The sequence below is a fragment of the Serratia sp. Ae19-1 genome, assembly GCF_059801225.1.
Genome location: NZ_JBCHWD010000007.1, coordinates 87,442 through 113,104, shown reverse-complemented (window position 1 = coordinate 113,104; position 25,663 = coordinate 87,442). Strand labels below are relative to the sequence as shown.

The following is a 25,663-nucleotide window of genomic DNA, read 5'->3' as shown; positions in this document are numbered from 1 at the left end:
AGGCCGGGGTGGGGCGCCAAGCCCCATCCCGAAACACACATTTTCGCTCTTTTTCTCTTGTTGCTGGAATTCGCCTCAATGACACAAAATATCCATAAGCATCGCATCCTCATACTGGACTTCGGTTCGCAATACACCCAACTGGTCGCCCGCCGCGTGCGCGAAATCGGCGTTTACTGCGAACTGTGGGCCTGGGACGTTAGCGAAGAGCAGATCCGCGAATTCAACCCAAGCGGCATCATCCTGTCCGGCGGCCCGGAAAGCACCACCGAAGCCGGCAGCCCGCGCGCCCCGGACTACGTGTTCAACGCCGGCGTGCCGGTGCTGGGCGTGTGCTACGGCATGCAGACCATGGCGATGCAGCTGGGTGGCCATGTGCAGGGCTCCAACGAACGCGAGTTCGGCTACGCGCAGGTGGAAATCGTCAAAGAGAGCGCGCTGCTGCGCGACATCGAAGACGCCATCAGCCCGGCCGGCAAACCGCTGCTGGACGTGTGGATGAGCCACGGCGACAAAGTGACTGCGATCCCGTCCGACTTCGTGACCATCGCCAGCACCGACACCTGCCCGTTCGCCATTATGGCCAACGAAGAAAAACGCTTCTACGGCGTGCAGTTCCACCCGGAAGTGACCCACACCCGTCAGGGCCAGCGCATGCTGGAGCGTTTCGTACTGGACATCTGCCAGTGTGAAGCCCTGTGGACCCCGGCCACCATCATCGAAGATGCGGTCGAGCGCATCCGCGAGCAGGTGGGTGAAGACCACGTGATCCTCGGCCTGTCCGGCGGCGTCGACTCCTCCGTGACCGCGATGCTGCTGCACCGCGCCATCGGCAAACGCCTGACCTGCGTGTTCGTCGACAACGGCCTGCTGCGCCTGAACGAAGCCAAGCAGGTGATGGAAATGTTCGGTGACCACTTCGGCCTGAACATCGTGCACGTCGAAGCGGAAAACCGCTTCCTGACTGCGCTGGCGGGCGTGGACGAGCCGGAAGCCAAGCGTAAAATCATCGGCCGCGTGTTCGTTGAAGTGTTCGACGAAGAAGCCTGCAAGCAAGAGCAGGTGAAATGGCTGGCGCAGGGCACCATCTACCCGGACGTGATCGAATCCGCCGCTTCCGCCACCGGCAAAGCGCACGTGATCAAATCGCACCACAACGTGGGCGGCCTGCCGAAAGAGATGAAGCTGGGCCTGGTCGAGCCGCTGAAAGAGCTGTTCAAAGACGAAGTGCGCAAGATCGGCCTGGAGCTGGGCCTGCCGTACGACATGCTGTTCCGTCACCCGTTCCCGGGTCCGGGTTTGGGCGTGCGCGTGCTGGGCGAAGTGAAGAAAGAGTACTGCGATCTGCTGCGCCGCGCAGACGCCATCTTCATTGAAGAGCTGCACAAGGCCGACCTGTACAACAAAGTCAGCCAGGCGTTCACCGTGTTCCTGCCGGTGCGTTCGGTCGGCGTGATGGGCGACGGCCGCAAATACGACTGGGTCGTTTCCCTGCGTGCGGTAGAAACCATCGACTTCATGACCGCGCACTGGGCGCACCTGCCGTATGACTTCCTCGGCCGCGTCTCCAACCGCATCATCAACGAAGTGAACGGCATCTCCCGCGTGGTGTACGACATCAGCGGCAAGCCGCCGGCGACGATTGAGTGGGAATGATTAATCCCTTCACAGCCTGTTCGTAACTAGGCCGACGTGACTGAAACCCTCTGTTTTTACAGAGGGTTTTTCTTTATATGACCAAATATTTTCTGCTTGATGCCAGCCATAAGTAAAGCCGAACATCGTTTGTGGTCTAAATATGGCCTATGTTCAGACCTTGGTATGATTGATAGCGCCAGGGGGCATGAAGAAAGTAGAGACCATCGGTTACGTTAAAAAGAACGGGCCATGCTCGATCTCTCTGAACCTATCTATGGGGGACCGCATCACTCGTCCTGCTCATCATACTTGCGCTGGCACTCCTGAATCGCCTCGATATTCCCCAACGTCCAGTCGAACAGTATCGAGAACGGCCCCTGCAGGGATTTGCCAAGCGGCGTCAGCGAATACTCAACGCCAAGCACCCGCCCATCCAACACTTTGCGATGCACCATACCGTTGCGTTCCAGCTTGCGCAGCGTCTGGGTCAGCACGCGTTGCGTGACGCCGTCCAAACGGCGCTTGATGGCGTTGAAGCGCTGCGGCTCGCGCAGCACTTCCAGCACCATCATGGACCATTTATCGGCAATCTGATCGAGCACGATGCGGCTTGGGCAGTCAGCGCGGTAAACAAGGTCGTTCTTTTCCATCGGTATCCTCCTGCATCCCTGGGATGCTTAAGGTGCGTAATTGACGCCAGGTATGCAAAGTATACCATTCGACACATGGCGCGAAAAACCCGCACTTGTACCCCCAGGTAAAAGGACATTGAGATGACAGATACAGATTTCAGCAAACTCAGGCTGTCTCATGCGCACGGCGTGATGACCATCGCTATCGATAACCCGCCGGTAAACGTGCTTGATGTGGCGCTGATGTCGGAAATCAGCCGTTTATTGCTGGCGGTGCGTGACGATCCGGATACGCGCGTGTTGGTGTTCCAGAGCGCGAACCCAGCGTTTTTCATCGCTCACGTCGACATGACCTTGATCGATGAGCCGCACGCTTTCGACGAACTGGCGAGCAACGCGCCGGAGGGGCTAAATCCGTTCCAGGCGTTTGGCGAACTGCTTCGCAGCCAGCCGCAGGTCACTCTCGTTAAGTTGAGCGGGCTGGCGCGCGGCGGCGGGGCCGAGTTTGTTGCGGCGGCCGATATGGCTTTCGCCGCACAAGAGCTGGCGGGGCTGGCCCAGTGCGAAGCCTTGATGGGCATTACGCCCGGCGGTGGCGCGACGCAGTATCTGACGAGCCGAATGACTCGCGGCCGCGCTCTGGAAGTGATCCTGGGCGCCGACCTTATCGATGCCGCTACCGCAGAGCGGTATGGCTGGATTAACCGCGCCTTGCCTGCCGCCGAGCTGGATGATTTCGTCGATCGGCTAGCGCGCAATATCGCGGCACTGCCTGAGGGCGTGATTGCAGCGGCCAAACAGGCGATGCCCGCACCGGATTTGCAGGCTGGTTTTTATCGCGAGCACGACGCCTGGGCGGGATTGTTTGCCCGCCCGGCTGCGGAACAGTTGATTCGCGGCGGGCTGAAGGCCGGGGCGCAAACCCCGGAGGGGGAGCGCAACCTTGAAAGCCTGCTGCGCCATCTTGCCCGCTAAGGTACCGCATCGCGCTAGCCGGCCCCCCACTGCGTCAGCAGCGCATGCAGCCTGGCCGGCTCCAGTGGCTTACGCAGCACCAGATAGCCTTCCTGCTCGGCCTCTTGCAATATCTGCGAGTTGAACTCGCCGCTGACCATCGCACCGCTTACGTCCGGCAGGCGTTCGAACAGCGCCTGCAGGATGTCGAAGCCGCTCTCGCCGGAGCGCAGGCGCTGGTCGCACAGCACGGCGAACGGCGTGAAGCCGCCGTCGACGATGGCGAAGGCTTCCTCAGCGGAGGCCGCGCAGCGCACGGTGATGCCCCAGGTGCTCATCAGACTCTCCCAGGCGGAGGTCACCAAGGGATCGTCGTCCACCACCAGGCAGGCGCCTCGCAGCGGCGCATAGCGGGTAGGCGTGGCGGTGTTGTCGTAGGCGGCGGCGGTTTCCGGCGCTTTATCTTCGCCGCTGTATTGCGTGAAGCGCATCCAGAAGCGCGAGCCTTTGCCTTCGACGGAGTGCATGCCGTACTTCACCTTCATCAGCTTGGCGCAGCGCGCCACCACCGCCAGCCCCAGCCCGTGGCCGGCGCTGTCTATCTTCCACGCCAGCTCGGGGCGGTAGTAAGGGGAGAAGATTTTGCTTTTCTCTTCGTCGGCAATGCCCACGCCGGTGTCCCACACTTCCACCAGGCACTCGGCGCCGCGCGGGCGGATGGCGATCAGCACGCCGCCCCGTTGCGTGTAGCGCAGGGCGTTTTGGATCAGGTTGATCAGCGATTGCCGCACCAGCAGCGGGTCGCCCATCACGCTGATGCGCCGTTTGGGCCGCCAGGTGCGCAGCGCCAGGGTGCGGCTGTTGGCCTCTTCGCGGAACAGGGTGATCACCGAGTCGAGCAGGGCGCCGATATCCACATGGGTGGCGGCGGTGCGCACGTTGCCGGATTCGATCTTGCTGAGATCGAGCAGCGAATTGAACATCAAATGCACCGAACGCACGCTCTGCTGCAGATCCAGCAGCTGTGGCGTCAGGCTATCGTCGCGGTTTTTGTGGATGATGGCTTCGATCAGAAAACCCATGGCGTGCACCGGCTGGCGCAGGTCGTGGCTGGCGGTGGTCAGGAACTGGTTCTTATCCAGCAGCGCCTGTTCCGCCTCTTCTTTGGCCTGGCGGAACTGCTCCGCCAGGCGCGAGCTTTGTTCTTCGAGCAGCGCCTGCTGAATAAAGAACGCATGCGAGGTTAACGCGTGGCGGTAAATGGCGAAGCCGTACAGCAAGTTCAGCATCAGCACGATGAACATCACGTCTTCCAGCCGCCAGATGATGCCGATGTTCAGCAGCCCCCAGGAGGCGAAGAAAAAACGGGTAAAGGTGCTGATGACCGGCGTCAGATGCGTGGCGTTGGCGGCGACGATCGCGGCGATGCTGATATTGAGCAGCAGAAAAAAGTCAAAGTTATGGGTCTGCGGCGTAATTAAATAGAGTGAGGAGATCCCCAAGCCGTGAATAAAGGCCACCTTATTAATGCGCGGCAGCCAGCGGCGCAGCACGGTGTCTTCATCATTTTCTTTAGCCTCGCGCTGATAGCGGCGGTACCCTATTCGGATCGCCACGGCACATAGCAGGTAAACGATGATCCAGGTAATGGTTGGGCCGAGCTCATCGCCCAGCAAATAAATCCAGATGGCGAAAGGGATACCGACGAAAGGCACGGCGGTAAAGCTGAACACCAACCGCATGAAGGTATTGTCCAGCAGGCGGATCTGCGCGCGCGGCGAAATGCCATCATTTTGTAAATTCTGGAAAAACCTCATGACGACGGCTCCCGTTTGCCGTGCAACAGCGTGATGGCTTCCACCCGGCTGTTGACGCCGATCTTTTTCAATATATTACTGATATGCTCTTTGACGGTCGGCTCGGAAATAGACAGCTGCGCGGCGATCCTTTTATTTGGCAGGCCGCGCAGCATCATATTTAATACGTCAATTTGCCGTGGTGTTAAATTGAATTTATTTAAATGTTCGTGATTGTTTTTAGCGATGGCTTCATTCTCTTCGGGGAACCACTCCTGATTGTCATTTAGCGCAAAAACTGCCTTGGCGAATAATTCAGGTGGCTCGTTTTTTAATATGAATCCGTGCCCGCCGGCATTATGCACTTTCTGCCAGATATCGTTATTCTCGTCGCCGCTCACCACCAGTATTCGCACCTGGGGATAAAGCTGTTTGACTTCCTTGAGTAATTTCAACGCCGTAGCGGAAGAGAGCCAGAAATCGATCACCAGTAAACGCGGTGGGCCATTTTCCCTAATATGGCGGTAGCAATTTTCCTCATTGGTCACCACATGCGCCTGTTTGAATCGGCAATGCGTGCTGAGAAAATTAGCGATGCCGCTTGCTACCAATGGATGGTCATCAACGACCAACGCATAATCCTGCCCCAAAGGATTCTCCTTTCGCCTTCAAATATCAGATAGGTCTGATGAATTATTATCAACCCTCCCTACTTTAGGAGGGTTTTTTCGTTTAGGAAAGGGAAATATATTATTCGAGGATTTGGATAAGAGAAAACATAAAGCCAATCAATAAATTCAACTGATTGGTTATAAAGGATAATTTATGAAAAAACCACTTATCGCTTTAACCGTTACGATGATGCTAGCCGGTTGTTCCACCCTGAAAACCGATCAGGCCATTCCGCTGCTGCAGGCGGAAACCGCCAAAATGTTGGGCCTCGGCTCATCGGACGAAATTACCGTGACCAACGTCAATGGCGCGCAGCCGGATGCGCTGGGCGGGCAAAAACTTTCATATCGCGCCACCACGGAAAAGGGCCGAATTTTCGATTGCTCGTCGTTGATGATGCCGGGAATTTTAGGTTCCTCGCCGTCGCTGAGCGCGCCGACCTGTACGCCGGTCGTCACGCATAAATAATTCGCTTTGGGGGCGGTATTACCGCTTCCTGGTTTTCCATCGTCGGAGCGCCAGCGCCGGGGGGCAATAAGCTTTTGCTTCGACGATCAATAAACCGGCGTGCGCGGAATAACGCCTCATACCTCCTCTAGCGCATTGAGTTTCTCGATAACAATAAATTCCGCGACATCACGCTAATGAGTACGGAGATAGCCCGTGAATGACAAGACATCGCACCCTTTAGCGGTTAAAACGCCGCTTTCCAAACTTTACCTCGCTCTATTTTCCGCGCCGTTGTTGATGCTGGCGCCCGCCGATCTCGCTCGCGCAGACGATGCCATTTTTGACGGCGACTCACGCATTACCGAATCATTGGCCTACACCGGGGACGTTTACGTCGGCCGTAACCAAAGCGGCAACCTGCTGATCGATAATGGCAAGATCAGCGCCTATAACATCAATATCGGCCGGATGTTCAACGGCCAAATTCATGACAGCCTGGTCACGGTCCGCGGGCCGAACGCCGAGCTGAACGCGGTGAACGATCAGTTCGTACTGCGCGGCGGCCTGAATCTGGGGCGGGGCACCTTGCGGGTTGAAGACGGCGCGCTGGCCAGCGCAAAAGAGATCGTGGTCGGCACCACGCGCGGCTATGACAGCCACCTGATCGCCACCGGCGCGGGTTCCCGCGTCACCAGCAATTTTCTCAGCGTCGGCACCGACTTAGGGGCGCGATCCACGCTGGCGATTGAAGACGGCGCGGTGCTGAACACCGCCTTTGACGCGCGCATCGGTAATGGCAGCGGGCCGAACGAGACCGATACGCTGAGCCCGAAAGCCACGGTCACGGGGGCCAATTCCCAGTGGAACGTTGGCCGCGCGCTCACGCTTTACGGCGATCTGGATGTGCTGAATGGCGGCGTGGTCAACGTCGGTAATATTCAGGTGGCGGGTGTCTCCGGCGCGCGTAAAACCGCCGAGCTGGTGGTCGCCGGCAGCGGCTCGCGCTTTACCAGCGGTAGCAGCGTCAACGTCGGCGATTACGGCAACGGCGTGTTGGCGGTCATGGACGGCGGGACATTCTCCGCCGGCGCCAACGAAGTGGTGCTGGGTAAGACCGGCTCCGGCTCGAACCGCGGCGCGCTGATTATCGGCAGCCGCGGCAACATGGATACCGGCACCGGGTTGACCGAGCCGACGCTCGGCGCGGCGGGCGCTGCTGGAGCCATCGATGCCCAGACGGCGATCGCCCTGCGGGGCGGATTGTTCCGCAGCTATGTGTACTTTAACCATACCGACGGCAATTACGTTTTCAGCAACAAGATGAGCGGTGAAGGCGAGGTGATCAACACCGCCGGGCACACCACGCTGAACGGCGATCTCACTGAGTTACAGGCCAACGTCACCGCGCGCGGCGGCAAGCTCATCATCGCCAGCGACATCAATACCCAGAAAGAAGACGATATCTTCGAGATCCAAACTCTCAGCGCCGAGAACGGCGGCACGCTGATCCTCAACGCGACGGCGGGCTCCGACGTCAATAACGGGCAAGGCTACAGCAGCGCCGCCTCGATCAAGGCCGGCGGCACGCTGGGCGGCAACGGCACGTTGGGCCAGACCGAGATCCAGTCCGGCGGCCATATCTCGCCCGGCGACGGCAATATCGGCACGCTGACGCTGAAACGCTACCTGAACTTTATCGGCGAATCCTTCTACGACGTAGATATCGCCGGCGACGGCCGCAGTGACCAGCTGCTGGTGGCGGGCAAAACCACCATCAGCGATCGGGCCAAGGTGCAGGTTACGGCGCTGGATCCGCAAACCAGCTATAAAACCGGCCAAAGCTACCGCATCCTGACCTCGGACGGCGGCATTGATGGCCAGTTCGCGGCGGCGGTCTCCAAGTCTGCTTTCCTCGATGTGGCGTTGAACCACAGCGCCAACGCCGTCGATCTGACCATCGCGCAGAAAGATACGGGCGGTGAAAATCCAGGCGGCGAGAATCCGGGTGGGGAAAACCCAGGCGGTGAGAATCCAGGGGGCGAGAATCCGGGCGGGGAAAACCCAGGCGGTGAAAATCCGGGGGGCGAGAATCCGGGGGGTGAAAACCCAGGCGGTGAGAATCCGGGCAGCGGCAAACCGGGCATTTTCCAAACGGTGGCCGAGAGCGGCAACCAATGGAATACCGCCGGTGCGCTCTCAACGCTGACGCAGAGCGGCCCTTCGCTGGCGCTGTATAACTCGCTGCTGCTGCTGAGCGCGCCGGAAGCGCGCGAGGCGTTCAATCAGCTGTCCGGCGAAGTCTATCCGTCGATGCAGTCTAACCTGATCGCCGGCAGCACCCAGCTGTTCAACGTGCTGAACCAGCGCATGCTGCGCCTGTTCGACAACGACAGCCTGCCGGTGCCGCCGTTGGCGATGTCGCTGGTGCAACCGGCGCCGGCGCAAAACAGCGGCGTCTGGGGGCAGACCTTCAGCTCCTGGGGCAGAAACAGCGGCAACGGCAACGTGGGCAAGCTGGACGGTAATACCACCGGCTTCCTGTTGGGGGCGGATCGCAAGCTGACCGATCATAACGTACGCATCGGCGGCTACTTCGGCTACAGCCGCGGCGATTATGACGTCGACAGCCGCCGTTCCAAGGCCGATACCGACAACTACCACCTCGGCCTGTATGCGGCAGGGCAGCAGGATGCGTTCTCGCTGCGCGGCGCGCTGGGTTACACCTGGCACAAGATTGAAGGTAAGCGCAACGTCGATTTCAGCGGCTTCTCGGATCGGCTGAAGTCGGACTACGATGCCAACTCATTGCTGGCGTTCACCGAAGCGGGTTACCGTTTCGGCCAGCCGGAGATGAACGTCGAACCGTTCATCAATCTGAGCTATATCCGCCTGCATACCGACAGCTTCCAGGAGTCGGGCGGCGCGGCGGCGCTGAGCGTGCGCAATGAAACGATGAACACCTTCTACTCCACGCTCGGGGTGCGCGGCGTGACCGAACTGCCGAAGAACGTCAGCCTTTACGGCTCGCTCGGCTGGCAGCATGCCTACGGCGATAAGAACACCTCATCGCGCATGGCGTTTGCCGGCAGCGACGCGTTCGTCACGCAGGGCCAGGCCGTGGATGACAACGTGATGGTGGGCGATATCGGCGTGAGCGTGAAGCTGTCGCGCGCCGCGACGCTGGATGTCGGCTATCAGGGGCAATTTGGCGCAGATACCCGCGTCAATTCGGTCAACGCCAATTTGCGCTGGTCGTTCTGATTTTTCTTCTGAACTTCTCTGGTACTTACAGGCCCGCTTGATGCGGGCCTTTTTTATGGTGAGAGCTCAGCGGCGGCTTGCGACGGACTTTTATGATGCAAAAGCCCGCGCCATGGTGGGTGGGCTTGGCGAGAGCGAGCGGGGGATTAACGCCCTTTTTTCTTGCGCCCTGGCTGGGTAAAGCGTTTGCGGCCGGCCGGCGCAGCGGCTTTGTCGGCGCCTTTTGGCCCACCGGCGCTCGGCTTTTTCGCCGGGGCGGATTTGGCCGGGGCTTTCTTCGCCGGCTTGGCCTCGGACGAAGAGCCCTCGATCAGCTTGAACAGCTCAATCAGCTCGTCATCGGTCAGATCGCGCCACTCGCCCAGCGGCAACCCTTTCAGGCTGACGTTCATGATGCGCGTGCGTTCCAGCTTGGTGACCTCGTAGCCGAAGTGTTCGCACATGCGGCGGATCTGGCGGTTCAGCCCTTGCACCAGCGTGATGCGGAACACGAAAGGCGCCTCTTTCTTCACCTTGCACTTTTTGGTCACCGTGCCCAGCATCGGCACGCCGGCGCCCATGCCGCGAATAAACTCGTCGGTCACCGGCTTGTTGACCGTCACCAGATACTCTTTCTCGTGATTGTTGCCGGCGCGCAGGATCTTGTTGACCAGGTCACCGTGGTTGGTCAGAAAGATCAGCCCCTGCGAATCCTTGTCCAAACGGCCGATCGGGAAGATACGTTTGCTGTGGTTGACGAAGTCGGCGATGTTGTCGCGTTCGCCGTCTTCGGTGGTGGTGACGATACCGACCGGTTTGTTCAGCGCAATCAGCACCAGATCTTCTTCATTACGCGGTTCGATCAGCTGGCCGTTAACCTTCACGACATCGCCGGCAAATACCTGAGCGCCAACGGTGGCGCGTTTACCGTTGATGAAAACGTTGCCCTGTTCGATGTATCGATCGGCGTCGCGGCGTGAGCAGATGCCGCTCTCGCTAATGTATTTGTTCAGACGAATGGATGAGTTAGTCAGCATGGGATCTCCGTAAAACGCGGACTATACATTACCCGCAGGGGATTGCGGAAGCTGTTCGAGAATAGATGCAATAGCGCAAGGTAACGCAGGCCTTATTAAGACCCTTCATACCTTCACCACCCGGGTATTGAGCGGGGTCAGCGTCTGCCCGGCGCTGCCGATCGGCGTCAGGCGCGGTACGGGGCGGCCGCTGTCGCTTTCCACCAGCGTCGAATGCGGTTCTCCCTCGGCGAACAGATGATCCTCCCCCCACTGGCGCAGGCCGACGATCACCGGAAACAGCGCGCGGCCTTTCTCGGTCAGCACATATTCCTGATAGGCGCTACCGTCCGCGGCGGGCACGATCTCCAGCACGCCGTGCGTCACCAGGGCGCGCAGCCGGGTGGCAAGGATATTCTTCGCCATCCCCAGCCCTTTTTGAAACTCGCTGAAACGGGTGACGCCGTCGAAGGCGTCGCGCACGATCAGCAGCGACCACCAGTCGCCAATCACATCCAGCGTGCGCGCCACCGGGCAGGGCGCGTCTTCCAGGCTTTTACGTTTCACGGCGGTTATCTCCAGCTGCACATTCTGGTTGCATTATAAAACCTCCACGCCTAAAGTTCATTGGGTTTAATAATGAAACCAGCTTGAGGTGTGCATGAGCGACAAACTGCTGGATCCTCCTTGTGCGGCGCTGGGGCGCCTGCCGGCCGCCCTGGTGCTGCTGTTGGCCGCCGCCAGCGCCTTTAGCGTGGCCAACGTTTACTATGCGCAGCCGCTGCTGGACGCCATCGCCCGTGATTTTTCCATCAGCCTGGCGGCGGTCGGTATGGTGATCACCGTGACCCAACTGGGCTGTGCGCTGGCGCTACTGTTGGTGGTGCCGTTGGGGGATCGGCTGAACCGGCATCGGCTGCTGGCGGGGCAACAGCTGGGGCTGATCGGCGCGCTGCTGCTGGTGGGGTGGGCGCACGGCGCGCCTTGGCTGCTGGCGGGTATGTTGCTGGTGGGGTTACTGGGCACCGCCATGACGCAGGGGCTGATCGCTTTCGCCGCCGCACTGGCTGCGCCGCAGGAGCGCGGACGGGTGGTCGGTGCAGCGCAGGGCGGCGTGGTGTTGGGGCTGCTGCTGGCGCGCACCCTGTCCGGCGCGCTGGCGGACGTCGGCGGCTGGCGCACGGTGTACTTCTTTTCCGCTGGGGTGACGCTGGTGCTGCTGCCGATCCTGGCGCGCCTGCTGCCTGCGCCGCGCACCTCTCCCAGCACGCTGAGTTATCCCGCCTTGCTGTGTTCAATGCTGACCCTGTTGCGGCATGATCGCACGCTGCAAATTCGCGGCATGCTGGCGCTGCTGATGTTCGGCGCCTTCAGCCTCTTTTGGAGTTCGCTGGTGTTGCCGCTGAGCCAGGTGCCGTTCAACTTCACGCATGCGGCGGTGGGGGCGTTCGGCCTGGTCGGCGCGGTGGGGGCGCTGGCGGCGGTGCGCGCCGGGCATCTGGCGGATCGCGGGCTGGGGCAGGCGGCCAGCGGCGTGTGTCTGCTGCTGTTGACGCTGGCCTGGCTGCCGCTCGGTTTGCTCGGCAGCGGCCTGGCTTGGCTGGTGGCGGGCATTGTGTTGTTGGATCTGGCGGGGCAGGCGATCCACGTACTGAACCAGAGCATGATCTTCAGCGCCCACCCTCAGTCGCACAGCCGCCTGGTGGGCTGCTACATGTTGTTTTACGCCGTCGGCAGCGGGCTGGGCGCCTTTGCCGGCACCCATATGTACGCCTGGGCGGGCTGGCGCGGCGTCTGCTGGCTGGGTGCTGGCGTCAGCCTGAGCGCGTTGCTGTTTTGGTGGCTGACGCTGCGCCGGATGCCGGGCTCAGCTGCGGCGGTGGAGCAGTGAAAGCTGGAACCCCAGCGCACCGCACAACGCCTGAGGCGCGGTGAAGCCGCTTTCCGCCAGGAGGAGACGGCTGCGCGCCGCCGTCATCGGGTGCCAGTTACGGCGGATGCGTTCGATCGTTTCCTGCGCCTGCGCCGCCGAATGCCCGGTGCTTTGCAGCCAGTGTTGGTAGTGGCTGGCGGGCAGGCCCTCCGGTTGATAGTCGAACAGCAGCAGCGGTGCGGCGGGGGAGAGGCGCTGTGCCAACTGCCGCAGGAAATCCAGTTTTGCGCCATCGTCGGCGATAAAGTGCAGCACCAATGAGCACACCGCCGCGTCGTGGCGAGTTTGCGGCGCTTGTTGCAGCAGGGTTGGCTGGAAGCTCACCCGCTGTGTGTAACCTGCGGCTTCGGCCTTGGCGCGTGCGGCCGCCAGCATGCCGGCGGAGGGTTCCACGGCGCTGAAACGCCAGCTTACGTTGGCGGCGGCCAGCGCCTCCAGTTCGCTGCCGGTGCCGCAACCGGCCAACAACAATGTGGCGTCATTCGGCAGCGTCTGCACGAGCGTCGCCGTCAGCAGCGCCTGGGCAAACTGATAGCCGGGCACCAGGGTCAGAATACGGCGATCGTAGTCTGCCGCCGCAGCATCGGGGAAGCGAGTATCCGTTTGATGTTGCATAACCTTCCTTGCAAAGTTCATCGAGAGAAGCAAAGAAGGGTATGCCTAAATGGTAATGAAATCCATTATCGTTAATGGATTCTGTGACAGGACATGCGGCGCTAACGAACCGGCGAATGCATCAGGTAATAATCTTCTTCGCCGTCGTTGCCGGTAGAGATGACGCGCCAGCCGTGCTTGCGGTAGAACGCCAGCGCCTTTTCATTTTTCACCAGGCATTTCAGCGAGCCGGTGGCGGTGAAGGTAGCTTGCGCCGCCTGCAGCAACGCACTGCCGACGCCGCGCGGCGGCTGATGGGGATCGACATACAGGTTATGAATGAAGTTGTCTTCGCGGTAGACGGAGACGAATCCCAGCAGCGTGCCGCCGTCTTCCGCCACCCAAATCGCTTCGCCCAGCGTCGCGCTGTCGAAATCTTCCAACTGGTAGTTTGAGGTATCGCGCCAACCGAACGCCGCCTTGCGCGATGCCAGGTATAGCGTGCGCAAGAAGGGGCGATCGGCCTCTTGGTAAGGTCTTATCTGCATGGCATCTCCCGGTGGTTTGTGCTTCCAACTATAGCGCATCGCCGTGGCGCAAGTTGGCCGCTTATTGTTATTAATCTTCTGATTATTGATATTTCCATTCTGTTTGTGGTGTTAATTTTTCGTCACGCTCAATATTGCAGGGGCCGCTCTGGGGCTCCTTCCAAGGAATCAGTGACTTATGCAACTCACCGAAACGGATCGGGCATACCTTGCCGGCGCGGCCGGGCCAGGCGCGCAAAAGTGCATGCAGGTGCTCGTCAATTTCTCGAACGCTTTTGGCGCGCCGAAGCTGGTCAATATCGCCAGCGCACACGTTATTCCCAATATACCCTTGGGGCTGCTGGAAACGCTGACGGAGGGGGTGGAGACACTGCCGGTCATGACCACCTTGCATCCCCACATGTCGGCGCTTTGCCCCAGCGCCTGGCCAGCGATGGGTATCGATACGCAGTATGCGCAGACGAAACTGCCCGATGTGAAACGCCGGGCGGCCCTGTTCGCGGAGAAGGGCTTTAACCAAACCTACACCTGCTACCCGGCGATGGTGGGCAGCCTGCCGAAAAAAGGCGACTACGTCTCCTGGATCGGTTCCGGTGGCCAGGTATTGGTGAATTCGACGATCGGCGCGCGCTGCAATCGAGACGGGGCGCTGCTTACGCTGGCGGCGGCCATTACGGGGCGTTCGCCTTATTATGGTTTGTTCCTGGAGAGCAACCGGCTGGCGGAGGTATCGGTCACGTTTGACGGCCTCGATGCGAATCGGCTCTCAAAAACCGAGCTCAGCGCGATCGGCTATTACCTGGGGGCGCAGGCCAAATCGCACAATATCGTGATCGACGGCATCGATCGTGAACTTGGCATGGACTTTCTCAAGCAGATCATGATCCCGCTGACGGTCACGGGGGCCGTGGGGGTCTGTCATGTTCTCGGGGTCACGCCGGAAGCCGGCACGCTGAAAGAAGCGCTAGGCGGGCGCCGCCCGGTGAAAAAGATCTCGGTCGATCGCGAGATCCTGCGGCGCTCGCTGGCGCTTTATGCGCCGCAGAGCGGGGCGGGGGGGCCCCTGTTGTCGCCACTGGCCGGCGTGACGGCGCAGCGGGAGGTGGCGGCGACCGATATGGTGGTGCTGGGGTGCCCGCACCTCAGCATTCAGGAGATCCGTTTACTCGCTAAGCTACTGGCCGGGCGGCAGATCCCGCGCCATAAACATTTGTGGATTGGCCTGGCGCATCAGCAATATCAGCTCGCCAGGGAAATGGGCTATGTGGCGGCCATTGAGCGTGCGGGCGGTGTCATGGTCAGCGCCTGCATGTCTACCATTCCCGACTCTCCTATACCCGCGCAGGTGAACGCCGTTATGACGTCGTCGATGAAAGCCGCTCATTACATCTCGCAGCTGAACCAGAAACGCCTCTCCGTAGGCGTTGCGGACATCGAATGCTGCATCCGGTCATTGCTTGACTCCACCCCCCTCACACCGCAGGTGACCGCATGAAATTACAGGCCAGACCGCTGAACCCTGGTTGGGTGGTTGCCGAGGCGTTTCTCGTCGAACAGGCGTTTTCGTTTATCGGCGACTTTGATCCTCAGACCGGGGCGCTGCTGATCCCGCATCATCCGCGCTATGGCGAGTCGCTGGCGGGCAAGGCGCTGGTGTGCCCGGGCGGCAAAGGGGGAACCATGGCGCCGTTTTTAATTTACGAGGCGTTTCAGCAGGGCAACGCCCCGGCGGCAATTATTTGCAATCACGCAGATCCGATTCTGTTTGAGTCGGCGATGGCGATAGACATCCCCATTTTTGACCGCTTCGACGAGGACGTCTTGGCGCTGTTCAAGCACGGTCAACGGGTGGCGATCGACGGTGAAGATATCGCCATCGAGGCGGGTTAGCCAACGGATCAATAAAGCGCCGGTTGGAGAATGGCTGGCGCTGTTATATTTTCAATCGCGGTCAGCCTGCATTTTCAGCCAGAAACTTTCCTGGCAGCGGTTATAAAACTGCTTTTTCTGCGGCGAGATGGCGTATCCGCCATCATGCACCACGTCATAACTTATCCAGCATTCCCGGCAAATATCATCCGACTGGAAGGTATCGGATTCCATTTTATATAAAACCTGCACGCCATTATTAAAGGTGTAAAGGATCTCGCGTTCTTCGATCATGTTTTCCCCCTCGGGGAAACGCTCGAGGGTTTCCGTGGTCTTGACCGTTTTCACCGGTGACGGCAGCGCATGGATAGCGCAAAGGTAGGTGTAGAGTCGATGCATGGTAGTCTGTCCAAAACGCGCGGCGGGCGGAAATACGCCGCCCCAGAGTAAAGCAAATGCCCGCCGATGAAAAGGTGAAAGCGCGGCAGGCGGTCTTAGCTTGGCGGACTTTGGTAATTAACTGGCGTATTTCTTATATTTCGCCATTTAGACGGCTTGCTACTATTTTCATCCCGAAAACCTCAGGGTGAACAATGATAATGATGAACAATGAGTTGGCCGAAGCTATTTTCGATCCGCGTGGAGAGAACCGTTTTTACGAATTACAGTTGGCGCCGCGCCCCAGTCTGCAGGCATTACGGGATGGCAAAATCCTGTTTTTTGACAATACCAAGCTGGACTTCTGTCATTACCGCGAAATATTCACCCGTCTTGAAACGATCTTGAATGAACTCGGCATTCATCACATCGAACATGTTCGTCAGTCCGTGCGTGGCACGATGACGGCACAGATCCGCGTGTTGGCTGACCAGTTGGCGCAAACAGGGGTGCAGGCCGCCGTTGTGGCGTTAGCGGACATGGGCACTTCGGTGATGACCACCATCCTCGCCATCGAGTTGGAGAAAAGGGGTGTCGCCACGTTATTGATCGCCTCGCCCCCCGGCGACAATCTGGCCGAGCACGTGGCCCATTATCGAGCGGGGCAGCTGTGCATTTGCCGTCTCGACATCTATCAGGCAAGCTCCGTCAGCGATATTCGCCGGCAGGTTGACGCCCGGCGCGCTTACGTTCTGGAGGCGCTCACCGGCGCCGGCGATAGGCCTGCCGCCGCGGCGCTTCATCCGAAAATGGATCTTGACCGAGGCCATTCCGGGGCGGACATGATGCCTTACCACGGCCTGGACGCGCTGATGGCGGAGTATGAACGCCAGTCTATCGGTGACGGTTTGCCGGTGATCCCGCCGACGCCGGCGCGTTTTGCCGCCATGCTGGCCTACTGCCCCGAACCGCTGGATACCGTGCTGATCCCGGAAGCGGGCCCCTCGGGCAAAGACATTCGGGTGCGCGATGTGGTCATCAACAGCATCCTGGCCGGCTGCAAACCCGCATTCTTACCTATCGTGACGGCGACGCTGCGCGCGATGGCCGATCCCGCATTCAACTTCCAGCAATCCATCACCACCTCGTACAACGGCGGCAATCTGGTGTTGGTCTGCGGGCCGATCGCCGCTGAACTGGGGATCAGTTCCGGCCAGGGCTGTATGGGGCCGGGGTTCCGGGCCAACGCCACCATTGGCCGTGCGGTTAACCTGACCATCCTCAACGTGTGCCGTGCCTACCCGGGCAAGGCGGATCTGGGCTGCCTCGGCTCGCCGGTCGAGTTTACTTACTGTTTTGCGGAAAGCCTGGTCAACAGCCCCTGGCCGACCTTGAACGAAGAACGATTCGGGCCTGAAGCCACCAGCGTGTATCTGATGAAGGCGGAACCGCCGACCGACGTGGTTGATTTTCTGAGCCAAACGGCGGGCAGCCTGCTCGACGTGATTGTCGACAGCGCCACCCACCTGGGGCGCATGAATGCGTACATTCCGGGACGGATTTTGATTGTCCTGACGCCCGATCACGCCCAGATGCTGCATAACGCGGGCTGGAGCAAGAGCGCGCTGCGGGAATATCTGCACGCACATATCCATAACCCGCTTGGCGCCGTGCAGGGCAAAGGTCTGGTGCCCGTGAGGCCGGCGCAGTTTGCCGGCCGCGATCCCATGCCGGCGACGCGCAGCGCCCAGGATATCGATCTGGTGGTCGCGGGGGGGCGGGGCGGGCATTCCGCCATTCTGGCGAGCTGGGGCCTCTATTGCGATGCGGTGCTCACGCCGTTGACGCTGCCCGGCGGGCAACTTGCGCGCACCCTTGAAGACTTCCGGGCCGCGCCAGCAAACTTAAGGAATCACTAGCATGCCGACCATTATGGACATACGCGCGCGTGAAGTGTTTGACTCACGCGCGGACATTACGCTGGAGGTCGAAGTGGTGCTGGACAGCGGCAAGCGTGGCCGCAGCATCATTCCAACGGGGTGCTCCAAGGGCAAGCATGAGGCGATCGAGGTGCGTGATAACGATCCGCAGCGCTTCAGCGGGCAGGGCGTTTTGCGGGCGATAGACATCGTGCACACCGTGATTAAGCCGCGGCTGCGCGGCATGTCGCCCTATGCGCAAGACGAGATAGACCGCATGCTGATAGCGTTGGACGGCACCGCCAACAAAAGCCGGCTGGGGGCCAATGCGATCCTCGGCGTGTCGCTGGCGGTGGCGAATGCGGCGGCAGTGCACAGCAATCAGTCGCTGTGCGATTACGTCAGCCGCGGGCAGGCGAAATCCATGCCGCAGCCCATTTTCTCGATGTTGTCCGGCGGCATGCATGGCGACGGCAACTGCGATTTTCAGGATTATCAGGTGATCGCGCTGAACGCGGCGCATCTTGAAGCGGCGCTGCAGGTGGGTAAAAACGTGCATATGGCGCTGAAAGCCCTGCTGATGGCGCGCGGGATCGGCACCGGCGTTTCCGGCACGGGGGGATTTCTGCCGCCGCTGAGCTCCAATGAGCAGGGGCTGGCGCTGTTGCTGGAAGCCATCGGCAAAGCGGGCTATGAGCCGGGCGTGGACGTCGGCTTGAGCATGGACATCGCGGCCGAGATGTTCTTTAAAGATGGCCGCTATCACCTGGCGGCGGAAGGGCGGACGCTGACGACCACGGCCTTTATTGATTACCTGGCGTCGCTCTGCGAGCGCTATCCGATCGTGCTGATGGAAGATCCGCTGGGGGAGGACGACTTCGAGGGCTGGATTGCGCTGACGCGGCGGCTGGGTGGCCAAATCGAGCTGGTGGGCGACGATCTGTTCACGACTAATCTGGCGCGTTTTGAACAGGGCATCGCCCTGAAGATGGCCAACTCCATTTTGGTGAAACCGAATCAGGTCGGCACGCTGAGCGAAACCATGAGCCTGGTGGCGTCAGCCAAGGCAGCCGGATACGGCGTCGTGTTCTCACGGCGATCCGGTGAAACCGAAGACACCAGCATTGCCGATTTGGCGGTGGCGCTGAACGCCACCAAGGTGAAGTTCGGTTCGCTGGCGCGCACCGAGGCGATGGGCAAATACAATCAGCTGCTGCGGTTGCAGGATGCGATCGCCGATGCGCAGGCCGTCTGAACCCGCCCGCGCTTTTTACCCCTTGCCCCGTTGCCGTGGGCAAGGGGGATCCACGAGAAGCCTACCATGAAGCCGATGCCTTTCTTTGTTCAGGGCAGTAAAGACGCCATGCCTCTGTTGCTGGGTTTGCTGCCCTTCGCCGTCCTGACCGGCGTCAGCGCCATTCAGGCGGGAATGACGCCCTGGGTGGCTCAACTGTCGTCGTTGTTGTTAATGTCCGGGGCTTCGCAAATTGCCGCTGCCACGCTGATGACGGCCGGCGCCGCACCGTTGGTGGTGATCGTCACGCACATTGCGATCAATTTTCGCTATGCCATCTACAGCGCCGGGCTGTCTCAGCTCAGGCTCCAGTTCAGCCCGCTGACCAAGCTGGCGGCGGCGCAGGTATTGATCGACCAGACTTACGCGCTGACGTTTTTGCGCTGCCAGGCCCAGCCGCTGAGCGCGAAAGAAAAAACGCTGTATTACTTCGGCACGGCGCTGCCGATGTGGCTGGTGTGGCAAACGGGGACGGCGGCGGGGATCCTCGCCGGTCCGTTAATTCCCGCCGCCTGGCATCTGGAGTTCGCCATCACCCTGTGCTTTATCTCGCTCCTGGTGCCAATGTTGAAAAACGCCCCCATCGTGGTGGCGGCCGCGGTTGCCGGGCTGGTTTCCGCCTTTACCTGCGGATGGCCCTATAACCTGGGGTTCTTGTTTTCGATGGCCGCGGGCGTCTTGGCCGGCGGTTTGTATCACAAGGGCAGAGGGCCTCAACGCAGCGAGGAGCCGTCATGAGCGAGACGACGATTCTATGGGTGCTGGCCATCAGCACGCTGGGCACGTTTTTACTGCGTTATTCCTTTTTGTGGCTCAACGATCGTGTGCCGTTTCCCGAGCGGGTGGGCGAATGGTTGAAACTGATCCCGGCCACGGCCATCGTGTCTCTGATCGTGCCGGCCCTGATCGCTTCACCCTCGGCGCTGTCGGCCGAAGGCGCGCCGAAACTGTGCGCGGCGATCGTGGCGACGCTGGTGATGTGGAAAACGCGCAACGCCACCTTGATGCTGTTGCTCGGGATGGCGGCGTTTTGGCTGATTCGCGGGCTTGGCTGACAACGCTCAGCGCGTGTTGGGCTTGTGCAATTGGTCGCGGTATTTTTTCGGCGTCACGTCCCGGTGGTGTTTGAAAAAGGAGATGAAGGCGCTGGTGGTGGAGAACTCGAGATAGTGAGCGATCTCGGTGATCGGTTTATCGGTGGTCAGCAACTCCAGGGCCAGTTTCAAACGCACCTGCTGGCGCCACTGCTGATAACACATGCCGGTTCCCTGAACGAACAGACGATGGATGGTGCGCTCGGAAGCGCCGCAATGGGACGCCAGCTCATTCAATCGCGGCACCATTTCACCTTTCAAATGGTAACACTGCAGGTAATTGCGCACCCGGGCATCGTTCGGCAAGGCCGGCCAGGCGGGGGAATGGGCGGCGACGCGGATTTTGTCGATGAGCAGAGATTGCAGATGGAACTCGGTTCCCGCCATCCAGTCGGTGTGGAAAGGGGAACGGCACATGGTTTCGATAACCTCTTCCAGCAGCGGAGTGAGGGTAAAGACCTCGACGTTTTTCGACAGCGGCGCGAAGCGCTGTTGGTCGAGATAGACGGCGCGAAAATCGACGTTGTCGCGCAGGATCACATTGTGGGCAACGCCGCCGGGGATCCAAAGCAACTGATGCGGCAACACGGAGCAAATGCGCGCTTCCAGCATGACGATAGCGGCGCCCGATTTGACGTAGACCAGCTGGCCTTTGGCATGCGAATGCATTCTTGAACGTAACGAATGTTCTTTCTCATCTGAGAAAGTGGCGTAGATCGACACGATGGGCGTATCGATGGCGTCGGGGTCAAAATGTTCATTAAGCAGATCTGAATTGACGAAGATGGATTCAGTGATTTCTGGCATAGCATCATGACTCATAAAATGTGTGGCTATAGTAATGAGAATTGATGAGTTGTGTCTAGCCCGTGCTTGCGTCGCTTGCATCAGGTCACGTTTTCGCTCCGGTTTGATAAGGAGTGAGCGTGTTTTCCCGCCTCAATGACGGCATCGGTTAGTTTTTTTATTATCAGTAAATTTGATGTTTTCGGGCCGCAGGCCGACGGCGGGCCGCTTCTGCCACATTCTGCCCAGCGTCTGCTCCGCCAGCGCACGGCCAATTTATTCGCTTGTTTGTCCGCGCCGCCGCTGGCATGATCCCGCTCAGGGATTAACGCAGCGTTGATCACAACCTATTGATTTTCATGACTCGGGGTGCCCTTCCTGGTGAAGGCTGAGAAATACCCGTATTACCTGATCTGGATAATGCCAGCGTAGGGAAGTCACGGCAGCCCAACCGGCGCCGCCTTCTTGAACGCCGGTTGGGAGGAATATGATCGCTCGACCTGATGCACTACCCGGCGCTCGCGCCGCGGCCTGTCTGACCCAATTCCAACAGCGGCCTCCGCTGATCCACTGCCTGACCAACGAAGTGGTGCAATCGCTGACCGCCAACGTGTTGCTGGCGCTCGGTGCCTCCCCGGCGATGGTGGTGGAGCCGCAAGAAGCGGCGCAGTTCAGCGCGTTGGCCGACGGCCTGCTGATCAACGTCGGCACCCTCAACGCGCTGCGCGCCGAATCGATGCGGGCGGCGGTGGCCGCCGCCAATCAGGCCGGCAAGCCCTGGACGCTGGATCCGGTGGCGGTCGGCGCGCTCTCCTACCGCACCGCCTTCGCTAAACAGCTGCTGGACGAGCAACCGGCGGCGATACGCGGCAATGCCTCGGAAATCATGGCGCTCAGCGGGTTGCTGGCCAGCGGCCGCGGCGTGGACAGCGGTGACGATTCGCTGGCGGCACTGCCCGCCGCGCGTGAGCTGGCGCGGCGCAGCGGCGCGGTGGTGGCGGTCACCGGCGTGGTGGATTACGTCACCGACGGCCAGCGCGACTGGGCGATCGAAGGCGGCTCCCCGCTGATGACGCGGGTGGTGGGCACCGGCTGCGCGCTGTCGGCGGTGGTGGCGGCGTTTTGCGCGCTGCCGGGCGATCGCCTGGACAACGTGGCGACCGCCTGCCGGGTGATGTCCCATTGCGGCGGCCTCGTGGCCAAACAGGCCGCCGGGCCGGGCAGCTTTACGCCGGCGTTCCTCGACGCGTTGTATCAACTGCGCGGGGAGGATCTGTGATGAAACGTATCAACGCGCTGACCATCGCCGGCACCGATCCCAGCGGCGGCGCCGGTATTCAGGCCGATCTGAAAGCTTTCTCGGCGCTTGGCGCCTACGGCACTTCGGTGATCACCGCGCTGGTGGCGCAGAATACCCGCGGCGTGCAGTCGGTGTATTACATCGATCCGGCGTTCGTCGCCGCGCAGCTGGACTCGGTGTTCAGCGACGTGCGCATCGACAGCGTCAAGATCGGCATGCTGGCCAACGCCGACATCGTGCAGGCGGTGGCCGAACGCCTGCGCCATTATCGGCCGGAGTTCGTGGTGCTGGATACCGTGATGCTGGCGAAAAGCGGCGATCCGTTGCTGGCGCCAGAGGCGGTGGCCTCGATTCGCAGCGAGCTGTTGCCACTGGTGTCGATCATTACGCCGAATCTGCCGGAAGCGGCGGCGCTGCTGGCGTGCGCGCCGGCGGAAGATGAAGCGCAGATGCGCGAACAGGGGCGGGCGCTGCTGGCGATGGGCTGCCAGGCGGTGTTGATGAAGGGTGGCCACCTGAGCGAAAGCGAGAGCCCGGACTGGCTGTTTACCGCAGAAGGCGAGCAGCGCTTTACCGCGCCGCGGGTCGCCACCCGCCACACCCACGGCACCGGTTGCACGCTCTCGGCCGCGCTGGCGGCGCTGCGCCCGCGCCATGCCGACTGGGCGGCGACGGTAGCCGCCGCCAAGGACTACCTGCAAAAAGCGCTGCAACAGGCGGATACGCTGGAAGTGGGGCACGGCATCGGGCCGGTGCATCATTTCCACGCCTGGTGGTGAGTCAACTTTTTGCCGCAACCGTGGTCTGACTAGTTCAGGCCCGGTTTTACGGGCGAAACCTGATTTAACCTAGGGAGAAGGACTATGACGGGACACCAGACGCTGCGTTGCGCCCTCTTCGGCGTACTGCTTAGCTTCAGCGCGGGCAGCTTGGCCCAGCAGATCGTCACCACATCGGATTTGATTCAGCAGCCGGGGTATCAGGCCAGCTGGCAAAATATGGTGAAAGGCCAGGCGCGGATGCCGGGCTGGGCGCGCAAGGGCGTCGGCACCTCTACGCCGGCGCAGAATCTGAACTGGAAGGGCAAAGAGTATCTGGTCGGCAACCTGTGCAAACCGCACGACTGCGGCAACAACTTTTTAATCGTGGCGTTCAGCGCGGATAAATCCCAGGCCTGGGGCGTGCGGGTCGAGGTGGCGGACCGGCCGGAAGCCGTCGATCACCCGAAGAAGTACGCCAAGTACCAGTGGCTCGGTAAGCCGGATGAAGATATGAAGGCGCTGCTGAAGCAGCAGTTCGAGAACAATCCTGACTGGAAATAATCTGGCTGGGGGCGCCGCTGCAGGCGCTCCCAGCACCGATCAGCCGATGCCGGCCTGATGCAGATCGTGCAGGTTGAGCGCCCCCACCAGTACGCCGTCCATATCGACCACCGGGGCTGCGCTGATGTGCTGTTCGTGCAGCGCTTCCAGCGCTTCGCCGGCACGCCACTGCTCCGGCAGCCGATAGCCGGGGCGGGTGATCGCCGGGCTGAGCGGATCCTGCAGGCTATTGCCTTTCACCAGCCAGCGGCGCAGGTCGCCGTCGGTAAACACCCCCACCACCCGTTGCTGCGTGTCGCAGACCGCCACTAACCCGAGCCCGGTGCGGCTCAGTTCCAGCATCGCTTCCATCACGTTGGCGCTTTCGCTCACGCGCGGCAGGCGATCGCCGGTGCGCATCAGGTGATGCACGCGGTTCAGCAGGCGCGCCCCCAGGCTGCCGCCCGGGTGCGAACGGGCGAAGTCTTCCGCGTTGAAACCGCGATGGCGCATCAGCGCCATCGCCAGGGCGTCGCCCATCATCAGAGTGTTGACCGCGCTGGAGGTCGGCGCCAGCCCCATCGGGCAGGCTTCGCGCTCGACGCCGATATCCAGTACGCAGGCCGCGGCCTGCGCCAGAGGCGACTCTTTGCCGCCGGTGATGGCGATCACCGGAATGCCGTTCTCCGCCAACAGCGGCAGGATCAGGTCCAGCTCTTTGGCGCGGCCGGAGTAGGAGATGAACACCACCACGTCGTCGGCGCCGATCATGCCGAGATCGCCGTGCAGCGCTTCCGCCGGGTGCACGAAGAACGACGGCGTGCCGGTGCTGGCCAGCGACGCGGCGATCTTCTTGCCGATATGGCCGGACTTGCCGATGCCGGAAATCACCGCTTTGCCACGGCAGTTCAGCAGCAGCTCGCAGGCGCAGACGAAGTTGTCGTCGAGGCGCGCCAGCAGGCGCTGCGCTTCGGTCAGCTCGATCTCCAGCGTTTCGCGGGCGAAGGCGAGCAGGGCGTTGGCGTTACTCATCGGGGTCTCCTACCAGAAAGATATTGATGCCTTTCGCCTGCAGGGCGGCGAGGTAATCGGGGTTGATGTCTCTGTCGGTGATCAGCGTGTCGACGGCGCTGAGTTCGCACACCACGTTCGGGCTCTTGCGGCCGAATTTCGAGGAGTCTACCAACAGAATAATGCGGCTGGCGGCTTCGCACATCGCCTTGCTGACGTTGTGCACTTCGTTGAAGGTGGTGACGCCGGCGTTGAGATCGACGCCGTCCGCGCCGATAAACAGCTTGTCGAAGCTGAATTGCTGAAACGCCGATTCCGCCAGGCTGCCGTGGAACGAGGCCGACTTCTTGCGGTAGGTGCCGCCGGGCATCAGGATAGTCTGATCGTTGTCCAGCTCCACCAGCGCGTTGACGATGGTCAGGCTGTTGGTCATCACCGTGATGTTGTTGAACTGTGCCAGGTGCGGCACCATCTGCAGCACCGTGCTGCCGGCGTCGAAGATCAGCGAGTCGCCGTCGGCGATCAGCGCCACGGCGGCGCTGGCGATCTGGCGTTTTTTCTCGGTGTTGATATGGGTTTTGCGGTCGATCGGCTGATCGCCGTCGTCGCGGCTGAGCACCACGCCGCCGTAGGTGCGGATCACCTCGCCTTCTTCTTCCAGCAGGGTGAGATCCTTGCGGATGGTGGTGCCGGTGGTGGAGAAATGCTCGGCCAGGGCGTCCACTGCCGTTTTGCCATGCCGCTGCAGATATTCAAGGATAGCGGCCTGCCGCTGCTTTGGTTTCATCGCGATTCCCGTTCACAAGAGTTGGGCATTTCCTCTCGCTGAATAATTCACTATGAAAGGTAATGTCTTTTAATGTGAAAATATCACGATTTGGGTTCAATCGCTAACGATAGTGCAGACTGGCATGCGCGATCCTCGGGGAAGATCACATCCGGGCGTAAATCCTGCTGATGCAAACCGTGCAATCGAGGCAGCGGGCGGGGCCGGGCGAAAACGGTCAGGCCGCGCAGCAACAGGCTGCCGCACACCCGCCGATCGGCGTCGAAGGCCAGCGCCAGCACCACTCGCGGGCGAAAACGGCCACCGGAACGGCCGACGCCGACGACGCCCAGCCGGCACAGGCCGTCGAAGGCGCGGTTGAAGCGCTGCAGTTGCCACCAGCCGAAGGCGATTTGCAGCAGCCAGGCCAGCAGCGCGAAGGCGATCAGAGCTTGTGTCATGGAGTTCTCCT

26 protein-coding genes and 1 riboswitch are annotated in these 25,663 nt (G+C 60.8%); of the genes, 14 read left to right on the top strand and 12 right to left on the bottom strand.

Annotation, left to right across the window (positions count from 1 at the left end; genetic code table 11):
• Positions 1 to 78 precede the first annotated feature (78 nt).
• On the top strand, positions 79 to 1,656 hold the full coding sequence (gene guaA / locus AAIE04_RS19510; protein WP_019452367.1) for a glutamine-hydrolyzing GMP synthase: 1,578 nt from the start codon (positions 79 to 81) through the stop codon (positions 1,654 to 1,656).
• A gap of 269 nt (positions 1,657 to 1,925) precedes the next feature.
• Here guaA and AAIE04_RS19505 read toward each other — a convergent pair whose 3' ends face one another.
• A complete protein-coding gene (locus AAIE04_RS19505) occupies positions 1,926 to 2,288 on the bottom strand; it encodes a winged helix-turn-helix transcriptional regulator (RefSeq protein WP_063919889.1) in 363 nt (120 codons plus the stop codon).
• A 123-nt stretch (positions 2,289 to 2,411) separates the two neighbouring features.
• Here AAIE04_RS19505 and AAIE04_RS19500 point away from each other — a divergent pair, with 123 nt between their 5' ends.
• Positions 2,412 to 3,245 (top strand): enoyl-CoA hydratase/isomerase family protein, encoded by an 834-nt coding sequence (locus AAIE04_RS19500; RefSeq protein ID WP_025159559.1) that lies wholly within the window; start codon positions 2,412 to 2,414, stop codon positions 3,243 to 3,245.
• Positions 3,246 to 3,259: 14 nt separating this feature from the next.
• Here AAIE04_RS19500 and AAIE04_RS19495 read toward each other — a convergent pair whose 3' ends face one another.
• Both AAIE04_RS19495 and AAIE04_RS19490 read right to left on the bottom strand, forming a co-directional pair.
• Positions 3,260 to 5,041, bottom strand: coding sequence for a hybrid sensor histidine kinase/response regulator (locus tag AAIE04_RS19495; RefSeq protein WP_019452370.1), 1,782 nt, complete (start codon positions 5,039 to 5,041; stop codon positions 3,260 to 3,262).
• Positions 5,038 to 5,670: a LuxR C-terminal-related transcriptional regulator gene (locus tag AAIE04_RS19490; protein ID WP_498577550.1), complete on the bottom strand. Its 633-nt coding sequence runs from the start codon at positions 5,668 to 5,670 to the stop codon at positions 5,038 to 5,040. The genes AAIE04_RS19495 and AAIE04_RS19490 overlap by 4 nt, the downstream gene beginning before the upstream one ends.
• Positions 5,671 to 5,845: 175 nt before the next feature.
• On the opposite strand from AAIE04_RS19490, the gene AAIE04_RS19485 reads away from it, so the two are divergent.
• A complete protein-coding gene (locus AAIE04_RS19485) occupies positions 5,846 to 6,160 on the top strand; it encodes a lipoprotein (protein WP_004941478.1) in 315 nt (104 codons plus the stop codon).
• A gap of 195 nt (positions 6,161 to 6,355) precedes the next feature.
• Positions 6,356 to 9,403, top strand: a complete 3,048-nt coding sequence (locus AAIE04_RS19480) for an autotransporter outer membrane beta-barrel domain-containing protein (protein WP_498577549.1) — start codon at positions 6,356 to 6,358, stop codon at positions 9,401 to 9,403.
• Between the two features lie 146 nt (positions 9,404 to 9,549).
• On the opposite strand, the gene rluF is transcribed toward AAIE04_RS19480, so the two are convergent.
• Positions 9,550 to 10,419 carry a 23S rRNA pseudouridine(2604) synthase RluF gene (gene rluF / locus AAIE04_RS19475; protein ID WP_019452373.1) on the bottom strand — a complete coding sequence of 290 codons (870 nt, stop codon included), beginning with the start codon at positions 10,417 to 10,419 and terminating at the stop codon, positions 9,550 to 9,552.
• A 105-nt stretch (positions 10,420 to 10,524) separates the two neighbouring features.
• Complete coding sequence (locus AAIE04_RS19470; protein ID WP_025159561.1) at positions 10,525 to 10,965, bottom strand: winged helix-turn-helix transcriptional regulator; 441 nt, start codon at positions 10,963 to 10,965, stop codon at positions 10,525 to 10,527.
• Positions 10,966 to 11,059: 94 nt separating this feature from the next.
• Here AAIE04_RS19470 and AAIE04_RS19465 point away from each other — a divergent pair, with 94 nt between their 5' ends.
• Positions 11,060 to 12,289, top strand: a complete 1,230-nt coding sequence (locus tag AAIE04_RS19465) for an MFS transporter (RefSeq protein ID WP_498577548.1) — start codon at positions 11,060 to 11,062, stop codon at positions 12,287 to 12,289.
• On the opposite strand, the gene AAIE04_RS19460 is transcribed toward AAIE04_RS19465, so the two are convergent.
• Positions 12,266 to 12,946: a class I SAM-dependent methyltransferase gene (locus AAIE04_RS19460; RefSeq protein ID WP_063919883.1), complete on the bottom strand. Its 681-nt coding sequence runs from the start codon at positions 12,944 to 12,946 to the stop codon at positions 12,266 to 12,268. The two genes, AAIE04_RS19465 and AAIE04_RS19460, sit on opposite strands and share 24 nt — an antisense overlap.
• A gap of 101 nt (positions 12,947 to 13,047) precedes the next feature.
• Positions 13,048 to 13,473: a GNAT family N-acetyltransferase gene (locus tag AAIE04_RS19455; RefSeq protein WP_019452377.1), complete on the bottom strand. Its 426-nt coding sequence runs from the start codon at positions 13,471 to 13,473 to the stop codon at positions 13,048 to 13,050.
• A gap of 178 nt (positions 13,474 to 13,651) precedes the next feature.
• On the opposite strand from AAIE04_RS19455, the gene AAIE04_RS19450 reads away from it, so the two are divergent.
• Both AAIE04_RS19450 and AAIE04_RS19445 read left to right on the top strand, forming a co-directional pair.
• On the top strand, positions 13,652 to 14,968 hold the full coding sequence (locus tag AAIE04_RS19450) for an aconitase X (RefSeq protein ID WP_063919882.1): 1,317 nt from the start codon (positions 13,652 to 13,654) through the stop codon (positions 14,966 to 14,968).
• Complete coding sequence (locus AAIE04_RS19445; RefSeq protein WP_019452379.1) at positions 14,965 to 15,363, top strand: aconitase X swivel domain-containing protein; 399 nt, start codon at positions 14,965 to 14,967, stop codon at positions 15,361 to 15,363. The genes AAIE04_RS19450 and AAIE04_RS19445 overlap by 4 nt, the downstream gene beginning before the upstream one ends.
• Positions 15,364 to 15,414: 51 nt before the next feature.
• Here AAIE04_RS19445 and AAIE04_RS19440 read toward each other — a convergent pair whose 3' ends face one another.
• A complete protein-coding gene (locus AAIE04_RS19440) occupies positions 15,415 to 15,636 on the bottom strand; it encodes a hypothetical protein (RefSeq protein WP_498577547.1) in 222 nt (73 codons plus the stop codon).
• Between the two features lie 305 nt (positions 15,637 to 15,941).
• On the opposite strand from AAIE04_RS19440, the gene AAIE04_RS19435 reads away from it, so the two are divergent.
• From AAIE04_RS19435 to AAIE04_RS19420, 4 genes are all read left to right on the top strand, one after another.
• Positions 15,942 to 17,639, top strand: a complete 1,698-nt coding sequence (locus tag AAIE04_RS19435; RefSeq protein ID WP_498577546.1) for a hypothetical protein — start codon at positions 15,942 to 15,944, stop codon at positions 17,637 to 17,639.
• 1 nt (position 17,640) lies between these two features.
• Positions 17,641 to 18,894 (top strand): phosphopyruvate hydratase, encoded by a 1,254-nt coding sequence (gene eno, locus AAIE04_RS19430; RefSeq protein WP_498577545.1) that lies wholly within the window; start codon positions 17,641 to 17,643, stop codon positions 18,892 to 18,894.
• A gap of 66 nt (positions 18,895 to 18,960) precedes the next feature.
• Complete coding sequence (locus AAIE04_RS19425) at positions 18,961 to 19,671, top strand: AzlC family ABC transporter permease (protein WP_019452383.1); 711 nt, start codon at positions 18,961 to 18,963, stop codon at positions 19,669 to 19,671.
• A complete protein-coding gene (locus AAIE04_RS19420) occupies positions 19,668 to 19,988 on the top strand; it encodes an AzlD domain-containing protein (protein WP_019452384.1) in 321 nt (106 codons plus the stop codon). Before AAIE04_RS19425 ends, AAIE04_RS19420 begins: the two co-directional genes overlap by 4 nt.
• 6 nt (positions 19,989 to 19,994) lie before the next feature.
• Here AAIE04_RS19420 and AAIE04_RS19415 read toward each other — a convergent pair whose 3' ends face one another.
• Positions 19,995 to 20,834 (bottom strand): AraC family transcriptional regulator, encoded by an 840-nt coding sequence (locus AAIE04_RS19415; RefSeq protein WP_063919877.1) that lies wholly within the window; start codon positions 20,832 to 20,834, stop codon positions 19,995 to 19,997.
• A gap of 334 nt (positions 20,835 to 21,168) precedes the next feature.
• A riboswitch (TPP riboswitch) is annotated at positions 21,169 to 21,265 on the top strand.
• Between the two features lie 35 nt (positions 21,266 to 21,300).
• Here AAIE04_RS19415 and thiM point away from each other — a divergent pair.
• The 3 genes from thiM (at position 21,301) to AAIE04_RS19400 (ending at position 23,435) form a co-directional block, all read left to right on the top strand.
• The gene (thiM, locus tag AAIE04_RS19410; protein ID WP_019452387.1) at positions 21,301 to 22,092 is read left to right on the top strand and encodes a hydroxyethylthiazole kinase; all 792 of its coding nucleotides are present in this window, start codon (positions 21,301 to 21,303) and stop codon (positions 22,090 to 22,092) included.
• Entirely contained in the window at positions 22,092 to 22,892 is an 801-nt protein-coding gene (thiD, locus tag AAIE04_RS19405; RefSeq protein WP_019452388.1) for a bifunctional hydroxymethylpyrimidine kinase/phosphomethylpyrimidine kinase, read from the top strand. Before thiM ends, thiD begins: the two co-directional genes overlap by 1 nt.
• A gap of 84 nt (positions 22,893 to 22,976) precedes the next feature.
• A complete protein-coding gene (locus tag AAIE04_RS19400; RefSeq protein WP_019452389.1) occupies positions 22,977 to 23,435 on the top strand; it encodes an inhibitor of vertebrate lysozyme family protein in 459 nt (152 codons plus the stop codon).
• A 39-nt stretch (positions 23,436 to 23,474) separates the two neighbouring features.
• Here AAIE04_RS19400 and gutQ read toward each other — a convergent pair whose 3' ends face one another.
• The 3 genes from gutQ to gutM all read right to left on the bottom strand — a co-directional run bounded on the left by gutQ (position 23,475) and on the right by gutM (position 25,652).
• Positions 23,475 to 24,446 (bottom strand): arabinose-5-phosphate isomerase GutQ, encoded by a 972-nt coding sequence (gene gutQ / locus AAIE04_RS19395; RefSeq protein WP_063919874.1) that lies wholly within the window; start codon positions 24,444 to 24,446, stop codon positions 23,475 to 23,477.
• On the bottom strand, positions 24,439 to 25,212 hold the full coding sequence (srlR, locus tag AAIE04_RS19390) for a glucitol operon DNA-binding transcriptional repressor SrlR (RefSeq protein WP_019452391.1): 774 nt from the start codon (positions 25,210 to 25,212) through the stop codon (positions 24,439 to 24,441). Before srlR ends, gutQ begins: the two co-directional genes overlap by 8 nt.
• Positions 25,213 to 25,295: 83 nt before the next feature.
• Positions 25,296 to 25,652 carry a transcriptional regulator GutM gene (gutM, locus tag AAIE04_RS19385; RefSeq protein ID WP_019452392.1) on the bottom strand — a complete coding sequence of 119 codons (357 nt, stop codon included), beginning with the start codon at positions 25,650 to 25,652 and terminating at the stop codon, positions 25,296 to 25,298.
• Between the last annotated feature and the right edge of the window lie 11 nt (positions 25,653 to 25,663).

What these genes read in the sequence shown, in the direction of transcription:
- guaA (WP_019452367.1), top strand. Translation starts at nt 79, where the DNA reads ATGACACAAAATATCCATAAGCATCGCATCCTCATACTGGACTTCGGT.
- AAIE04_RS19505 (WP_063919889.1), bottom strand. Translation starts at nt 2,288, where the DNA reads ATGGAAAAGAACGACCTTGTTTACCGCGCTGACTGCCCAAGCCGCATC.
- AAIE04_RS19500 (WP_025159559.1), top strand. Translation starts at nt 2,412, where the DNA reads ATGACAGATACAGATTTCAGCAAACTCAGGCTGTCTCATGCGCACGGC.
- AAIE04_RS19495 (WP_019452370.1), bottom strand. Translation starts at nt 5,041, where the DNA reads ATGAGGTTTTTCCAGAATTTACAAAATGATGGCATTTCGCCGCGCGCG.
- AAIE04_RS19485 (WP_004941478.1), top strand. Translation starts at nt 5,846, where the DNA reads ATGAAAAAACCACTTATCGCTTTAACCGTTACGATGATGCTAGCCGGT.
- rluF (WP_019452373.1), bottom strand. Translation starts at nt 10,419, where the DNA reads ATGCTGACTAACTCATCCATTCGTCTGAACAAATACATTAGCGAGAGC.
- AAIE04_RS19465 (WP_498577548.1), top strand. Translation starts at nt 11,060, where the DNA reads ATGAGCGACAAACTGCTGGATCCTCCTTGTGCGGCGCTGGGGCGCCTG.
- AAIE04_RS19460 (WP_063919883.1), bottom strand. Translation starts at nt 12,946, where the DNA reads ATGCAACATCAAACGGATACTCGCTTCCCCGATGCTGCGGCGGCAGAC.
- AAIE04_RS19455 (WP_019452377.1), bottom strand. Translation starts at nt 13,473, where the DNA reads ATGCAGATAAGACCTTACCAAGAGGCCGATCGCCCCTTCTTGCGCACG.
- AAIE04_RS19450 (WP_063919882.1), top strand. Translation starts at nt 13,652, where the DNA reads ATGCAACTCACCGAAACGGATCGGGCATACCTTGCCGGCGCGGCCGGG.
- AAIE04_RS19445 (WP_019452379.1), top strand. Translation starts at nt 14,965, where the DNA reads ATGAAATTACAGGCCAGACCGCTGAACCCTGGTTGGGTGGTTGCCGAG.
- AAIE04_RS19440 (WP_498577547.1), bottom strand. Translation starts at nt 15,636, where the DNA reads ATGATCGAAGAACGCGAGATCCTTTACACCTTTAATAATGGCGTGCAG.
- AAIE04_RS19435 (WP_498577546.1), top strand. Translation starts at nt 15,942, where the DNA reads ATGATGAACAATGAGTTGGCCGAAGCTATTTTCGATCCGCGTGGAGAG.
- eno (WP_498577545.1), top strand. Translation starts at nt 17,641, where the DNA reads ATGCCGACCATTATGGACATACGCGCGCGTGAAGTGTTTGACTCACGC.
- AAIE04_RS19425 (WP_019452383.1), top strand. Translation starts at nt 18,961, where the DNA reads ATGAAGCCGATGCCTTTCTTTGTTCAGGGCAGTAAAGACGCCATGCCT.
- AAIE04_RS19420 (WP_019452384.1), top strand. Translation starts at nt 19,668, where the DNA reads ATGAGCGAGACGACGATTCTATGGGTGCTGGCCATCAGCACGCTGGGC.
- AAIE04_RS19415 (WP_063919877.1), bottom strand. Translation starts at nt 20,834, where the DNA reads ATGCCAGAAATCACTGAATCCATCTTCGTCAATTCAGATCTGCTTAAT.
- thiM (WP_019452387.1), top strand. Translation starts at nt 21,301, where the DNA reads ATGATCGCTCGACCTGATGCACTACCCGGCGCTCGCGCCGCGGCCTGT.
- thiD (WP_019452388.1), top strand. Translation starts at nt 22,092, where the DNA reads ATGAAACGTATCAACGCGCTGACCATCGCCGGCACCGATCCCAGCGGC.
- AAIE04_RS19400 (WP_019452389.1), top strand. Translation starts at nt 22,977, where the DNA reads ATGACGGGACACCAGACGCTGCGTTGCGCCCTCTTCGGCGTACTGCTT.
- gutQ (WP_063919874.1), bottom strand. Translation starts at nt 24,446, where the DNA reads ATGAGTAACGCCAACGCCCTGCTCGCCTTCGCCCGCGAAACGCTGGAG.
- srlR (WP_019452391.1), bottom strand. Translation starts at nt 25,212, where the DNA reads ATGAAACCAAAGCAGCGGCAGGCCGCTATCCTTGAATATCTGCAGCGG.
- gutM (WP_019452392.1), bottom strand. Translation starts at nt 25,652, where the DNA reads ATGACACAAGCTCTGATCGCCTTCGCGCTGCTGGCCTGGCTGCTGCAA.